Source organism: Tenacibaculum profundicola (genome assembly GCF_057220795.1).
In genome coordinates this window covers 1039195-1055519 of sequence record NZ_CM170137.1, presented here as the reverse complement: position 1 = coordinate 1055519, position 16325 = coordinate 1039195, and the positions used below count along the sequence as shown (strand labels likewise).

Annotated in this window: 14 protein-coding genes; 8 read left to right on the top strand and 6 right to left on the bottom strand. The window is 32.5% G+C overall.

What is annotated here, in order from left to right; genetic code table 11:
* Positions 1–3: 3 nt before the first annotated feature.
* The 5 genes from AC2TDS_RS04395 to AC2TDS_RS04375 form a co-directional block, all read right to left on the bottom strand.
* A complete protein-coding gene (locus AC2TDS_RS04395; protein WP_484737908.1) occupies positions 4–777 on the bottom strand; it encodes a pentapeptide repeat-containing protein in 774 nt (257 codons plus the stop codon).
* A 116-nt stretch (positions 778–893) separates the two neighbouring features.
* A complete protein-coding gene (locus AC2TDS_RS04390; RefSeq protein ID WP_484737907.1) occupies positions 894–1166 on the bottom strand; it encodes an HU family DNA-binding protein in 273 nt (90 codons plus the stop codon).
* 185 nt (positions 1167–1351) lie between these two features.
* Positions 1352–2296 (bottom strand): methionyl-tRNA formyltransferase, encoded by a 945-nt coding sequence (gene fmt, locus AC2TDS_RS04385; RefSeq protein ID WP_484737906.1) that lies wholly within the window; start codon positions 2294–2296, stop codon positions 1352–1354.
* The gene (locus AC2TDS_RS04380; protein ID WP_484737905.1) at positions 2296–4185 is read right to left on the bottom strand and encodes a RecQ family ATP-dependent DNA helicase; all 1890 of its coding nucleotides are present in this window, start codon (positions 4183–4185) and stop codon (positions 2296–2298) included. The genes fmt and AC2TDS_RS04380 overlap by 1 nt, the downstream gene beginning before the upstream one ends.
* Positions 4178–4720, bottom strand: coding sequence for an AAA family ATPase (locus AC2TDS_RS04375; RefSeq protein ID WP_484737904.1), 543 nt, complete (start codon positions 4718–4720; stop codon positions 4178–4180). The genes AC2TDS_RS04380 and AC2TDS_RS04375 overlap by 8 nt, the downstream gene beginning before the upstream one ends.
* Positions 4721–4826: 106 nt before the next feature.
* Between AC2TDS_RS04375 and AC2TDS_RS04370 the strand changes: the two genes are divergently transcribed.
* From AC2TDS_RS04370 to AC2TDS_RS04335, 8 genes are all read left to right on the top strand, one after another.
* Positions 4827–5108 carry a DUF493 family protein gene (locus AC2TDS_RS04370; RefSeq protein WP_484737903.1) on the top strand — a complete coding sequence of 94 codons (282 nt, stop codon included), beginning with the start codon at positions 4827–4829 and terminating at the stop codon, positions 5106–5108.
* Between the two features lie 11 nt (positions 5109–5119).
* Positions 5120–6733, top strand: coding sequence for a peptidylprolyl isomerase (locus AC2TDS_RS04365; RefSeq protein WP_484737902.1), 1614 nt, complete (start codon positions 5120–5122; stop codon positions 6731–6733).
* A 4-nt stretch (positions 6734–6737) separates the two neighbouring features.
* Complete coding sequence (locus AC2TDS_RS04360) at positions 6738–7595, top strand: hypothetical protein (protein WP_484737901.1); 858 nt, start codon at positions 6738–6740, stop codon at positions 7593–7595.
* A complete protein-coding gene (locus tag AC2TDS_RS04355) occupies positions 7558–8940 on the top strand; it encodes a peptidylprolyl isomerase (RefSeq protein ID WP_484737900.1) in 1383 nt (460 codons plus the stop codon). Before AC2TDS_RS04360 ends, AC2TDS_RS04355 begins: the two co-directional genes overlap by 38 nt.
* 82 nt (positions 8941–9022) lie before the next feature.
* Positions 9023–9976 (top strand): AAA family ATPase, encoded by a 954-nt coding sequence (locus tag AC2TDS_RS04350; RefSeq protein WP_484737899.1) that lies wholly within the window; start codon positions 9023–9025, stop codon positions 9974–9976.
* A gap of 465 nt (positions 9977–10441) precedes the next feature.
* Complete coding sequence (locus AC2TDS_RS04345) at positions 10442–13468, top strand: aminotransferase class III-fold pyridoxal phosphate-dependent enzyme (RefSeq protein WP_484737898.1); 3027 nt, start codon at positions 10442–10444, stop codon at positions 13466–13468.
* Between the two features lie 20 nt (positions 13469–13488).
* Entirely contained in the window at positions 13489–13986 is a 498-nt protein-coding gene (locus AC2TDS_RS04340) for a ClbS/DfsB family four-helix bundle protein (RefSeq protein WP_484737897.1), read from the top strand.
* Between the two features lie 9 nt (positions 13987–13995).
* On the top strand, positions 13996–14442 hold the full coding sequence (locus tag AC2TDS_RS04335) for a YybH family protein (RefSeq protein WP_484737896.1): 447 nt from the start codon (positions 13996–13998) through the stop codon (positions 14440–14442).
* A gap of 78 nt (positions 14443–14520) precedes the next feature.
* Here AC2TDS_RS04335 and AC2TDS_RS04330 read toward each other — a convergent pair whose 3' ends face one another.
* Entirely contained in the window at positions 14521–16305 is a 1785-nt protein-coding gene (locus tag AC2TDS_RS04330; RefSeq protein WP_484737895.1) for an aminopeptidase P family protein, read from the bottom strand.
* Positions 16306–16325 lie beyond the last annotated feature (20 nt).

The window sequence follows — 16325 nt, the reverse complement described above, 5'->3', positions numbered from 1 at the left end:
AAACTACCTGTTCTTAAGAAGGTACTTACTGAGGCTATTTCCATTGATACTAGTGTATTTTGCATCGATATCAAAGATAACTTCCATATTTTGTATGTTAAACTCTCCAGTAACCGTTGTGTATTTTATATTTAAGTCTCCTTTAAATTTAGTATTGTTAAAAGTGACACCTCCATTGAATTTTGCATACTTAAAAGTAGTGGACTCTTTAAATAGTGCGTTTTCAAAGTTGGCAAATTTTTTAAAGTCGGTGTATTTGAAGGTAGCCAGCTCTGTAAAAATGGTGTTTTTAAAAGTAATGTTCCTTTCAAAATTTGCGTATTTAAACGTAGTATCATTATTAAACTTCGCGTCAGAAAAATCAGTGTTTCTTAGGAAGTTAGAATATTTAAACATGGCTTTTTGTTCAAAAGTACAATTTTTGAAAATCACGTCGTTTTCAAAATTGGCAACGAAGGTATAGCCACTTTTTTCATGTGGTATGTAGGCGAGTACATCATCTTTAAAAACACAATTATTAAAGAGTATTGATTGCGTTATTTGCTTTTCGACTGCATTCGAATTATTATCTTTCCACCAACGATTTCTTTTAGGAAGCTTTCCGATTGCTTCGTCCATAAAAGTAAAGTCTAAAACACCTTCAATAGTAACGTTTGAAAATTCAATAGTATTTCCAGCTTTGATGTTTCTCATAATGTCAGAAGCCCTTACTGACTTTTGAGCAAAACCAAATGTTGTAAATAAGAAAAGAATGAAGAAGGTAATTGAATTTTTCATGAAAGGTTTTTTTGTGTTATACCTTATAGACAGTCTAATTTTTAATATGTGACACTAGCAAAAAAAAAACAGCATTTAGTTGACTAAATGCTGTTATATTAATATGATATAAAATCTTAGTTCACAGAATCGCTTAAACCAGCACCTGCTTTGAACTTAACAACGTTTTTAGCAGCAATTTGAATTTCTTTACCAGTTTGTGGGTTTCTTCCTGTTCTAGCAGCTCTTTCTGATACAGACCAAGTTCCCCATCCAACTAAAGCAACCTTACCTCCATCTTTTAAAGTATTTGTAACGTTGTTAGTTAATGACTCTAATGCAGCTTTTGCAGCAGCTTTTGAAATTCCTGCGTCCGCAGCCATAGCATCGATTAAATCTGATTTGTTCATAATTTTAATGGATTTTAAAAATTAATTAATGTTTTTTGCTAAATAGCTCAACAAAAATAGACGGAATGCGGTATTGTGCAACATTTGAGGCTAAAAAAGTGAATATTTGTTAATAAAAAAGCCTTAATTGTTAATAACCTAGAATATTTAGTTGTTGAAAACTCCAATTCCCTATAAACAAAGGGCTAGAGAGCGATTGCTCCATCTGAAAACTCAAATCCGTTTAATAAACTTTTAGTATCCATCATTTTTTTACCAGAAAGTTTGATTTCGTTAACAATAAGAAATCCATCTTTAACCGCAATTTTCATTGATGTTTTCGAAACAATGATTTCTCCGTTCTTATAATCGTGATCTACAAATTCCATTGCCACATTATACAGTTTAGCAGTAATTTCTTGTTTGTTTGTATGGATCGTAGTCCAAGCAGCAGGGTATGGGTTTAACCCTCTAATATGATTATAAACGCTATGTAATGGTTTAGACCAATCTATTTTGCAATTGTGAGGAAAGAGTTTATACGCTGATTTTTCTTCTAGTTCTGGCTGTTTTCTTGTATGGATGTTTCCTATAGCTATTAAATCTACCGTTTCTTTAACGAGGTCAGCACCTAAATACATTAATTTATCGTGTAGTTCGCCAACCGTTTCCTCTTTTTTGATCGTTGTTTCTTTCTGTAAAATAATTTCTCCAGTATCAATTTTATCATCTATAAAAAAGGTGGTGACACCTGTTTTGGTTTCACCATTGATGATAGCCCAGTTAATAGGCGCGGCTCCTCTGTATTCGGGTAATAAGGATGCATGTAAGTTAAAGGTACCGTATTGAGGCATCTCCCAAACCGATTTTGGTAGCATCCTAAATGCAACAACAATCTGTAAATTCGCATTCCATTTTTTTAATTCAGCCTGAAATTCCTCACTCTTTAAATTGGTGGGCTGTAGAATAGGTAGATTTTGAGATAGTGCATATTTTTTTACGGCTGATTGGTTTAACTTTCTTCCTCGTCCTGAAGGTTTATCCGCGGCAGTAATTACTCCAGCAATGGTATAATTATTTTCTACAAGATGTTTTAAGATGGTTACAGCGAAATCAGGGGTTCCCATAAAAACAATACGTAAATCTCTCATTATTTTATAAAGTATTTATTATAATTTGTAACACCAATAATTTCATTGGCTAGTAATTTCCGCAAATGTATTAAAATGTCTTTTTCTTTTTCGTTAATTAAGAGGCAGATTTCTTTTGAGGATAGTTCTTTATGCTGTTTTAGCGTTTTTACTATAGCTTCTGAGGTGTTTTGTGGTGTTTTTTTTGTTTTCAAGCAAACATCGCAGATACCGCATTCTGTGCTTGTTTTTTCATCAAAATAATACAATAATTGCACATTTCTACAAATAAAATCATTTTGTACATAGCTAATTACATCGTTAGCTTTTTGTTTTTTTTGTTTAAAAAAGGCCTTTACGCTTTTTGAAATACGATTAATTGTGAGGTCATCTTCTCTTGGGTGTAAAAAACAAATACTACTGTTTTTTGATGCTTTTTGGTATTCTATATAGTCTTTTTCAGCTAAATCATCTAATTGTTTTATAACATTCCAAGAAGTTGTTTCTAATTTTTTAGCAATATAAAACTCATCGATTTTTACTGCTTGCTCAAAAATACCCCCGTACATTCGTAGTAAGGTTTGAATAAATTTTTTAGTTAGATAAGAATGTTGTGAAGATGAAATCAATTGATGGCTTGTTACTGAAAATTGAATCGTTGATTTTTGATTGAAATTGGAAGTAAGTTCAATAATACCATTAGAATTTAATATTTGGAGAGCATTTAATGTTTTATTGGGGGTGAGCTTATACTTATTACAAAAAGCTAAAAAATCGAACTCAAAAGGAGTTTCAATAAATTCTCCTTTGGCAATTTGAAAATGTTGATATAATTTTTGATGAGTAAGCTTTACTTCATCTACGGATGGAAATTGATTTTCCTGAAACTCTTTAAAAAAGTCAATATCGTTTTGGTTGGTAAGTACAACCGAAAAAGCCTTTTTACCATCCCTACCAGCTCTACCTGCTTCCTGAATATAGTTTTCTATAGAAGAGGGGAGGTTTAGGTGAACAACTACTCGTACATTTGATTTGTCAATACCCATTCCAAAGGCATTGGTGGCAACCATTATAGGTGTTTTCTCAGTAAGCCAATGATCGAAAGCAATTTTCTTTTCAAGAGCAGTTAAACCTCCGTGATAAAAACTGCTATTAAATCCACTTGCATTTAGATAGGCACTAATCTCTTTAGTTTTGTTTCGTGAAGAAACATAAACGATACAAGGGGCTTTTATTTTATGAAATATTTGAGTTATTTTATAAAGTTTATCTTCAGTTCGGAATATTTGATAGGCTAAATTTTCTCTAAAAAAAGATTTTTTAAAAACGGCAGGAGATTCCATCGTTAAGTACTTAGCAATATCAGTAATTACGGTATCAGTAGCCGAAGCGGTTAGAGCGATTATAGCAACACTCGGATGTAGTTGCCTTAGAATATTAATATGCAGGTATGAAGGTCGGAAATCATGCCCCCATTCAGAAATACAATGGGCTTCATCAATAGCAATAAGGGAAACTCGTAATTGTTTGATTTTGTCCTGTATGAACTTTGATTGAAGACGCTCTGGTGATATGTATAGGAATTTATAATTTCCAAAACGAATATTGTCAAATAAGGTGATAATTTCGTCTTGAGAACTACCTGAAACAATAGTTGTTGCTTTGATGCCTTTTTTTACTAAACTTTCAACTTGATCTTGTATCAAAGCAATTAATGGAGAAATAACAATGCAAACTCCATTGTTGATTAATGCAGGAATTTGAAAACAAATAGATTTTCCTCCACCAGTAGGCAAAAGAGCTATAGTATCTTTTCCGTTTATAATTGATGTGATAATCTCTTCCTGTGGTTCTCTAAAAGATGTGTGGCCCCAGTATTCTTTTAACGTATGTAATTTCTCATTAAACATCGTTTTGTAACGATTCTAAAATAAAGTTACAACGCTCCTTTACCGAACCAAAAGGAACGTCGAGTATGTTATAGCCAATATCTTGGTAAGCTTCTCTTAAATAACGGTCTATTTGCACTGCTTGATCAAAACTTTCATAACGTTCATTGTCAGTTTTATATATTTTTTCCCAAGGCGCGAGCATAAATACTTTATCGTAAAGAAATGTATTGCTTTTTTCAATAAAGGTTTGTGGATAATCTGTCCCTACATAATTCATGTAGGCATGAATATCAGGGATTCCTCTATCAAAAAAAATGATCTCCGTATTTGATAAAGCTGCATTTAAATATTGTTGCTCCCTTTCTTCTAGTAACATTTGACTAAACAGTAAAGGTTTTTCTAAAAAAAGTTGGTCAATTCCTTCTCTTTGAGCCTTTAATGTTACTTCTCTTGAGATTTCAGGCATGCACTCATATCCTCTTTTTATAAATTCTCTTAACACTGAAGATTTACCCGTTCCGGGCCCACCAATTAGAACTATTTTTTGTTGCATTGTGCAAAAATAGAAGTTTCAATTTATAAATTTAATAAATAGTGTAATTTTGTGCTTCGTCAGATTAAATATATTCTGTTCGAAAAATAGGGTAAATGAAATAATTATGTCAGATAGAGAAGCATTTTATAATAAATTAAAATTACAGTTAGAGGATACAACTAGTTTTCCATCAAAATATTTATATAAATTTATAGTTCCTACTGGAGGAGATCAAGTTTTGGAGGTTCAGGGCTTGTTCGATAATGGAGGAGCTGTTATAAATACTAAAAAATCAAGAACAGGAAAGTATATTAGTGTATCTGTTCAAATAACAGTTAAAAGTTCTGATGAGGTAATTTCATATTACAAGAAGGCAGAAGCAATTAAAGGTATTATTTCTTTATAAATAAGTATTTTATGAAAAAACAAATTTTAGGTATTATTGTTTTGTGCAATTTTTTGTTGGCGACAGCTGTAGCGCAAAATAAAAAGGAACTTTTTAGCATTAATGGAAAACCTGTTCCCGTTTCCGAATTTCAAAGAGTTTATGAAAAGAACTTAGGTTTAGTTGTAGACAACGATTCAAAAAGCATAGACAAATACCTTGATTTATACATCAATTATAAATTAAAAGTAAAAGAAGCTTATGCTTTAAAGTTAGATACTGCTCGTACTTATAAAAGAGAATTAGAAGGCTATAAGAGGCAATTAATGGCGCCTTATTTGCAAGATCAAGAGTCAGTAAATAAGCTTGTTCAGGAAGCTTATTTCCGAACAAGAAATGAAGTGAGAGCAAGCCATATATTGGTCATGCACTCAAATAAAGGAACACTTAATGATACAATAGACGCATATCATAAGATTTTAGAAGCTAGAAAAAGAATTTTGTCAGGAGAATCATTTGAAAAAGTAGCAAAGGAGGTCTCAGAAGACCCTTCGGTTAAGAAGAATGAGGGAGATTTAGGATACTTTTCAGCATTTAGGATGGTCTTCCCTTTTGAAGAGAATGCCTATAAAACTAAATTAGGGCAAGTATCACAACCTTTCAAAACACGCTTTGGATATCACATTTTAAAAGTAACGGGTAAACGAGAATCAAAGGGTAAATTTGAGGTGGCACACATTTTGTCAAAAGACCGATCAATTGTTGGAAAAGTGAAAATAGATTCACTTTACGAGCAACTAAGTTATGGAACTTCTTTTGAAGAAGTAGCAAAAAAATATTCTGATGATAGAGGTACTGCACGTAACGGAGGTAAATTACCGAAATTTGGAACTGGAAGTATGGTTGTTGAATTCGAAAATGCAGTTCATCAATTACAAGAAGTTAATCAGATAAGTAAGCCATTTAAAACAAAATACGGATGGCATATCGTAAAACTACTCAAGAAATTTCCTGTAGGGAGCTTTGAAGAGGAGAAGAAAGATTTAGAAAGAAAAATTAAAAGATCAGATAGGTTAAAGTTATCGCAAGAAGCAGTTTTAAAGAGAGTTAAGGGCGAGTATGAAATCAAAGTAAATGAAAAAGCCTTAAAAGCTTTTTATAATACAACAATAGCTGAGCTGTCGAAAAACAAATTAACGGAATGGTTATTATCTATAGAGGATAAAAAAATTCAACAAAGTACCTTTTATGATTTTATTAGGTTTAGAAGAGATTTAGATATTAATGTCTATTTTAATGAGTTTAAAGACAAAGAAATATTGAGTTATTTCAAAGATGATTTAATCAATCGAGAACCAGAATACAGAAATACCTTAACAGAGTACCAAGAAGGATTACTATTGTTTGAATTAATGCAGCAAAAAGTTTGGAAAAAATCAGCTAACGATTCTATTGGTTTACAACAATTTTTTAGCCATAATAAAGAAAAATATAAGCAGAAGAAGTTAGCGGATATAAAAGGAGTTGTGATGAGCGATTATCAGAAACAGTTAGAAGAAAATTGGGTTAATGACCTCAGAAAGAAAAATAAAGTTAGCATAAAAGAACAAGAATTAAAAAAATTAAAGAAAACATTTAACCAATAAAATAGTGAAAAAACTTTGTCTAATATTGAATGTGCTATTGTTTTTTTCTTGTGATTTAATTACTTTTAAAAAACAAAGAACCCAAGAGGAAAAGCCGATAGCCTCGGTTTATAACAAACACCTGTATAAAAAGGATATTGTAAACTTACTTCCCAAAAAAATATCAAAACAAGATAGTTTAGTTGTTGTTAAGGGGTTAATATATTCGTGGGCCAAACAACAAATGTTTTTAATTAAAGCAGAAGAGAATATCTCGGAAGTAAATAGCTTAGAGATTGAAAAACTGGTTAATGATTATAAGTCGAGCCTCTATATTAATGGCTATAAAGAAAAGCTAATAAAGCAACGATTGGATACGATTATTTCCAATGAAGAGGTATCGCAGTATTATGAAACAAACAAAGATAATTTTAAACTTAGTGAGGAATTACTGCAATTCGATTATGTTAATTTAGGAAAGGATCACCTAGAGAGGGATGAGGTTGTAAAGAGCTTTAAATCACCTAATTTAGAAGATCAAGTAGAGTTGGAAAAATACTTCCTAAGTCTCAAATCATATAGGTTACAAGATAGTACTTGGGTTACAATCAATTATTTGAAAGAAAAAATCCCGCCATTTCGTGGAGAATCGAAAGAAAAACTGTTAAAAATATCAAAATTCATACAAAAAGAAGATAGTTTAGGAGTATATTTGGTCGCTGTAAAAAATATTTTGCAAAAAAATCAAACAGCTCCTTTGAGTCATGTTATTAGAAGGATTAAGCAAATTATTTTACATAAACGGAAATTAGAATTAATAAGAGAGATTGAAAAAACGCTGATAAATGATGCTATTCAAAACAAAAACTTTAAAGAATACTAGCCTTTTAATACTGTTATTTTTAACAGTATTTATATCAAACGCACAGCAAACTGAGCAAACTAAGATTGATGGTGTAGCTGTTGTCGTTGGTAAAAATATTGTTTTAGATTCTGATATAGAAAAATTCAAACAAGAAATAAAACTTCGTAGTGAAGGAAAGGTTGATATTTCGGATTGTGAAATGTTGGAGGAATTAATGCAACAAAAGTTGTTAGCACATCACGCAATTATTGATAGTGTTACGGTTTCACAAAGTGAAATAGATGCTAAGGTAGATCGTAGTATTGCCTATTTCACAAATGAATACGGAAGTGAGGAAAAAGTTGTTGAAGCCTATGGTTTTAATGGGATAGAAGACTTAAAGAAGGAATTAGCGAGAGTACAAAAAGAAAATGTACTCATAGAAAAAGAGCAAGAAAAAATAACGGGTAATATTGATGTAACACCAGAAGAGGTTCGTGTATATTTTAATGGGTTGAAAGAGAAAAATGAACTACCTGAAATCCCTGCAGAAGTAGAGTTAGCGCAATTAGTATTGTATGCAAAAGCAACAAAAGGAGAGAGTGAGCGAATTGTTGCCAAATTAAACAAGATAAGGAAAGAAGTAGAGAACGGAGCTAGCTTTAAATTAAAAGCAATTATCAATTCTGATGACCCTGCGGTTACCACAAATGAAGGTAAATATACGATAACCAAAGACAGCCCTTTTATTAAAGAATTTAAGGAAGTAGCTTTTTCTTTAGATGAAAACCAAATCTCTGAGCCTTTTAAATCAAATTTTGGGTATCACATTATCCAATTACATAAAATCAAAGGAAATCAAAGAGAAGTGTCGCATATTTTGATGCAACCTGAAATTTCGGATGAAGAGTTAAAAGAAACAAAAGAGGCTATAGAGAAAGTAATGGTAGAGGTTAAAGAAGGTAAAATAACTTTTGCAAAAGCAGTTGCCAAGTATTCTGAAGATAAAGACACAAAACTTAGTGGGGGAATATTAATGAACCCTTATACAGGTGAACCGGTATTTGAGTTAACAAGAATGCCTCCGGACTTATTTGGAAGAATCAGTGAATTGAAGCAGGGAGAGTTCTCAGATGTTTTTTACGATGAAACTAGAGAAGGAGAAAAAATGTACAAGGTTATCTATATGAGAAATAGAACAGATACGCATAAAGCAGATATTGTAGATGACTATGTAAGAATGCAACAATTTGCCTTAGTAAAGAAAAAGGAAGAAACGATAACAAATTGGTCGAAAGAAAAAATACAAGAAACCTATATTAAATTGGGAAGTGATTATAAAAAATGTATCTTTAAAAAAGATTGGAAAAAAGAAAATAAATAATAAAAGTAGTATCTGTTTAATTATTTTGAGATCAAATCTTACATTTGAATAGATTCTGTATTATGTAAAAACTGTTTATAAGATGTCAGATGTAATTGCTGTTAATAATTTAGTAAAAAAATATACGCAACTTCAACAAGAAATAGGTAAAGTAATTATTGGCCAACATGAGGCGGTTAACTTTACATTATTATCAGTATTCTGTGGTGGACATTCCTTGTTAATAGGCGTTCCTGGTTTGGCGAAGACCTTACTTGTAAATACAGTTTCTAATGCATTAGGGTTAAATTTTAAAAGAATTCAATTTACACCAGATCTTATGCCTTCTGATATTTTGGGAAGTGAAATATTAGATGAAAACCGTCATTTTAAATTTATAAAAGGACCTATCTTTTCCAATATTATTTTAGCAGATGAAATCAATCGTACGCCTCCAAAAACACAGGCGGCATTGCTTGAGGCGATGCAAGAACGATCGGTAACCATTGCGGGCCAACACTATAAACTAGATCTACCATTTTTTGTATTAGCGACGCAGAACCCAATAGAACAGGAAGGAACGTACCCCTTGCCAGAAGCACAACTTGATAGGTTTATGTTTTCTATTAATCTTGAATATCCAACTTTTGAAGAAGAAGTTGAGGTTGTAAAGAGTACAACATCGATAATTAATCAAACCGTAGACTCTATCTTTTCGGCTGAAGAAATTTTAGAAGTACAAAATTTGATACGAAAAATTCCTGTAGCAGATAATGTTATAGAGTATGCGGTGACTTTAGTTGGAAAAACAAGACCTAGGTCTAAAGAAGGAACCGATTTTATTAAAAAATATATTGACTGGGGTGCTGGACCCAGAGCATCGCAAAATTTGATTTTAGCAGCCAAGGCTCATGCTGCGGTTCTGGGGAAGTATTCTCCTGATATTGAAGATGTCCAGGCGGTGGCAATTCCTATATTATCACATAGAATTGTAAAGAATTATAAAGCAGAAGCCGAGGGTATTACCATAAAGGAAATAATTAAATCGTTATTTTAAGCATAAATAACCACCTACTTCATAATTTTATAAAAGGGAAAATATAAGTATTCTCTTAAATAGTCAGTAATAGAAAACACTAATTTTAACCCTAAATCTAGGGTGTAATTTATCAGTTATAATTGTTGATAGTAAATCCTGATCAAAGGGGAAATATAGACATAAGAGTAAGGAAATAATGACATAATTTTACCCAAGAATAGGTGAAATATTGTTGCTAATTATTTCTCGAGAAAGTCGTTTTGGCAAAGGTGTTTTTGGAGGGTATTGTCCTGAGGACGATAGTTTAAAAACTATCTGAATGAAATAGAAAACGATAGCTTTTGTACATATACTTCGCAAATTGTTAAAGTGATAAAGTATTTTTTTCCTTAAACTTAGATTCAGTAGATTAGTCGCGCATTAATATGTCGATTAATTTTTCTTATTTAGTAATTTGGCTAAAGGGTTTAAAACAGGATTATAATGAACAATATAGGTATAAAAATTTTCAGGGAAGAAGCTGAAAATATTTTACAAGAGTTTTTTGGTATAGCAGGAGAGGTATCCGAATTACCAGGTGAAATTGATTTTAATTTTAAAGTTAAAATTGATGGGCAAAGTAGTTATATTCTTAAAATATCAAGGCCAAATGAAAATCTAGCGTATTTAGAGTACCAACAGGCTTTATTAAATCATGTAGATGGTAAAGTAGGTAGCTCTCCCAGAATAATAAAAGACAATCAAGGAAACCAAATAGCGCTAGTTAGAGATGAAGCTGATAATATACGATATGTACGTTTGCTAACATGGTTAAGTGGTAGATTATGGAGTAATGTTAATCCTATAACCAATAGCTTACGTTTAAGTTTAGGAATGGAAGTAGGAAAATTAACGAAGGCATTACAAGGGTTTTCTCATCCGCAGGCAAATAGAGATTTTGTTTGGGACATCGCTAAGGGATTGTGGACAGAAGAATATGTAGACATATTTTCATCTAAAGAAGGTAATATTGTTAAGTACTTTCACAATAGATTTAAAAACAAACAGAAGGGGTATACCAAACTGAGAAAGGCTGTAATACATAGCGATGCGAATGATAATAATATTCTAGTTTCGGAAGATTTGCTAAATCCACAAGTAACCGCTATCATTGATTATGGAGACGCCATTCATACACAAATAATTAATGATCTAGCAGTGGCTTGTGCCTATGCTATTATGGATTTTAATAACCCTTTAGAAGCAGCTTTACCTATAGTGAAAGGATATCATAGTGAATTCTCGTTAATAGAAGAAGAGCTAGCTTATTTATACGATGCTATTGCAATGCGTTTGGTAATAACGGTTACAAAATCTGCTATTGCCAAACAAAAGGAACCTGATAATGCGTATTTATTAATATCAGAAAAACGAGCTTGGGACGTATTAAAAAAATGGCGTACTATTTCCTCAGAGTTTGCAGAATTTTCGTTTAGAGAAGTTTGTGGATTCACGGCGCATCCAAATGAGCAAGAATTTGAAGAGTGGATGGCAGATCAAAAAATTAAAATAACTACTTTATTTCCTACCATTAATCGAGAAGTAATACAAGCCGTTGATATGAGTGTTGAAAGTTTGTGGCTAGGGAATTACACTAATTTTAATGACTTAGAGAACTTTCAATTCAAAATAGATCAACTTCAAAAAGAATATACAACAAAGGTTTTAGCGGGTGGGTATTTAGAAGCTAGATCCTTATATACTTCCAATGAATACGCCACTATCGGGAATTATGGAAGGGAAAGTAGATCCATCCACTTAGGGATAGATTTTTGGTTGCCATCCGAAACTGCTGTTCACATTCCTTTTGATGGAGTTGTGACAACCGTTACGAACAATGACAAAGAGAAAGAATATGGAGGTCTTATCATCGTAGAACATAAAGCTAACGCAATACCTTTTTACACACTATACGGTCATTTATCATTGGCAAGTTTAAACAAGGTAAAAGTAGGGGATGTTGTTAAAAAAGGGGAGTGCATAGGATATCTTGGAAATAGTTCAGAAAATGGCAACTGGGTTCCACATCTTCATTTTCAAATTATGCTTTCTATGCTACATTACGAAAATGATTTTCCTGGAGTCGTTTCTCATGCCGATGTGAATGTTTGGAAAAGTATTTGTCCAAACCCAAATTTGTTGATTCAATCCAAAGCACTAGACACGAATGTCAAAAAAACCAATGAAGAAATTTTAAATTACCGAAAACAACACTTAGGTAAAGGATTGAGTTTACAGTATAAAGTTCCTGTAAAAATGGTACGAGGACAAGGAATTTATTTGATAGACCAATACGGTAACCAATATTTGGATACTGTGAATAATGTTGCACATGTTGGTCATGAGCACCCTAAAGTAGTAAAAGCAGGGCAAGAGCAAATGGCTGTTCTCAATACCAATTCACGCTACCTGCATGAAAATATTAATCAGTTAGCACAAGAATTGATTGAAACGTTTCCACCAGAATTAAATGTTGTTCATTTTGTAAATTCAGGATCAGAAGCAAATGAGTTGGCTATTCGGATGGTTAAAACTTGTACAAACGAAAAAGATATTATCGCTTCAGAATTGGGTTATCATGGTAATACCAATATGTGTGTTGATATTTCATCGTATAAGTTTGATGGTAAAGGAGGAACAGGAGCGCCAGAGCACACACATATTTTTCCGTTACCAGACATGTTTAGAGGAAAATACAGAGATGAAAACGCAGCTATTAGTTACGCTAAGGAAGTGCTTAAACAAATTATTAAAATTAAGGAGAAAGGAAGAAATGTTGGTGCTTTTATCATTGAACCAATACTTTCTTGTGGTGGACAGATAGAATTACCAAAAGGCTTTTTAAAGAAGGCATATGAGTACATTAGAAATGAAGGTGGTCTATGTATTTCTGATGAAGTTCAAACAGGTTGTGGTAGAATGGGAGAAACATTTTGGGGATTTCAGTTGCACGATATAGTTCCAGATATTGTGACTATAGGAAAACCATTAGGAAATGGACATCCACTAGCAGCTGTCGTTTGTACACAAGAAGTAGCGAATAAGTTTGCTAATGGAATGGAGTATTTTAATACCTTTGGAGGAAATCCTGTTTCATGTGCTGTAGGAACGGCAGTTATACAAGCAGTTAAAAAGGAAAAGTTACAAGAAAACGCATTCAAGGTTGGTAATTATTTGAAGAATGAATTAACCAAATTAGCAAAGGAACACCCAATTATTGGTGATATTAGAGGGCAAGGATTATTTTTAGGAATAGAATTAGTTGATAGTGATAAAAACCCATTAGCGGAACAAACATCGTATTTGGCCAACAGAATGAAAGAACATAAAATATTAATGAGTATTGATGGGCCTGATCACAATGTATTGAAAATAAAACCTCCATTAGTGTTTTCTAAACAAAATGCTGATGAGCTACTGTTTTTTCTTCAGAAGATATTTAAAGAAGATGTAATGCGATTTACTAGTTAGAGATGAATTAAAATAGTACAATGCCCAAACCAACGAATAAAGAAGAATTGATTTCTCAGAGTAAGGAGAATTATCAAAAACTGCTCAGTCTAATAGCCTCCTATTCAAAAGAAGAAATTGAACATGAATTTCCTAAAGGAACATTGAATAGAAATGTAAGAGATGTATTGACACATTTGCATCATTGGCATCTTCTATTTCTGAAATGGCATGAAGTAGGAATGAGAGGTGATAAACCCGAAATGCCTATGAAAGGGTATACTTGGAAAACAGTACCTGATCTGAACAAAAAGATATGGCAGGAATATCAAACAACCCCTTTAAGTATGGCGATTGAACTTTTTGAAGAATCCTATTTGCAAATTCAACATGTAATAGAAAGTTATACTAATGACGAACTATTTGAAAGAAAGAGATATCATTGGACAGGCACTACATCATTGGGAGCCTATTTAATATCTAATACTTCTAGTCATTATAATTGGGGAATAAACATAATAAAAAAATCACTTAAATAGATAGATCAGATGAAAAAAGGAATCCTTTATTTAATAGGACTGTTAATCATAGTGTCATGTAAGAAAGAAGTTATGAATCAAACTTCAGAAGAGAGGGATAAGCAGGAAATTTTGGGAATAATGAAAGCTCAGGAAAAAGCATGGTCAAGTCATGATTTAGAAGGGTTTATGCAAGGTTATTGGAAGAGTGATTCTTTGAAGTTTTATGGAAGTAATGGTATAACGTATGGCTGGAACAAAACCTTAGCTAACTATAAAAAGGGATACCCAACAAAAGACTATTCAGGAACTTTAAGTTTTGAAATAAATGATATTTCTAAAATAAATAATGAGGCCTATTTTGTAATGGGGAAATATCATTTAACCAGAAAAGTAGGAGATGCCAATGGTGTATTTATGATTGTCTTTAAAAAGATCAATGGAGAGTGGAAAATCATTGCTGATACTTCATGTTAAATACACAACAAATGCGGTACTCTAAAAAGGGCAATGAAATAGCTCGGAAATAATTTCAGAGCTATTTGTTTCATATGATTATATAGCATTACATTTTTGGTGTAACCACGCCGCTTCTTCTTTACTTAATAGAGGAGAAAGCTTGTCGAAAACTAGTTGATGATAATTGTTTAACCAAGAAATTTCATTTGAAGTTAATAAGGTACGATCAATCAAGTTAGTGTCGATATAACATAAAGTTAAAGGCTCAAAACCTAAAAACTCACCAAAATTAGTTTTATGAACCACCTTGGAAAGAACAATGTTTTCGGTTCTAATACCAAATTTATTGGTAACATAACAGCCAGGTTCAATTGTAGTTAGTTGATTGGCAAAATGAGGTGTAGTACCTCTTGTTGTTGTAGCACCGGTAGCAAAACCTTGCCCAGGCTCATGTACCATACCAAAGCTACCTATACCATGACCTGTGCCATGTGGAAAATTCAAACCGTTTTTCCATAAATGAATACGAGCGAAGGCGTCAATTTGAGCACCAGTAGTTCCTGTTGGAAATTGTAACTGCTCTAGTTCAATATATCCTTTTAAAACAGTGGTATACGTAATTTTCAGATCATTATTAGGGGTGCCACCTAGCCAAATAGTTCGGGTTACATCTGTAGTGCCATCGTTGTATTGTCCACCACTATCTATTAGTAAAATTCCCTCATTTGTTACCATTGCGGATCCTGTTTTCGGTGCTGTATAATGAATAATAGCACCGTTCCCTTTATAGCCAACAATTGCCGCAAATGATTCCCCTGTATAATATTCTTGTTGTTGTCTAAAAGAATCTAGTTTTCTCCCAATTTCATATTCAGAAATCTCGCACTTTTCAAGCTCTTGTTCTAACCAGATAAAGAATTTAGTTAGGGCTATACCGTCTTTTAGCATAGCATTTTTAGCACCGCTAATTTCTATTTTGTTTTTTATCGCTTTTAATTCTTTAACTAAAGAGTTTTGGTAGATAAGTTTCCCATTTATAGCTTCGAAACATGCATAATTCAAGCTGCTTGGATCCGTAATTATGCTGGTGTTTGTTCCTAAACTTGGTAAATAGGAGATAATAACATCATAATTTTCAATGGTAATGTTTAGTTTTTTGAAAACGGAAATAGTGTTTTCTGAAAAGCGATTTTTATCACAGAAAAGGATACTAGAGTTTATACCTACTAAGGCGTAAGCAGTAACTAAGGGTGTAAAATCTACATCCCGAGAACGAATATTGAACAACCAGGCAATTTCATCTAAAGAAGAAAATAAATAATAATCAGCTTGTTGTTTTTTAAGCTCAGTTTGTATTTTGTCTAATTTGGAAGAAGTTTTTTCTCCAGAAAACTCAAAGGGGTGTTTGTCAATAGTATACTTAGGTAAATTGGGTCTATTACTCCAGATTTTTTTTGCAAAATGTATTTCGTTTTGAAGTTGAATGTTTTTTGAAGAAATAACCGTCAAAATATAATCAATTTGCGACTTTGAAAACTGTCGGTAATCAATACCGATTAAGGCACCTTCTTTAAGTAGGTTACACAACCAAACTACGTGTTCTGGAGCATGCGGAATAGATTGTTTACAGAGTGTTATTTCGGTGTTTTTACATTCTTCTTCGAATTGTAAAAAATACCTTGAATCAGTCCATAAAGCAGTGGTGGTTTTTGTAACAATCAAAGTACCTGCAGATCCCGTAAACCCTGAAAAGTACTCGCGTAATTTCCAGTAGTCAGCTACATATTCTGATTGGTGAGGATCCGTAGAGGGAATAATAAAGGCATCTAAATTATTAGATGCCATATAGTTTCTTAATGCTTGTAATCTTTCAGCAATCATTAAAGTGTCATATTTTTAGG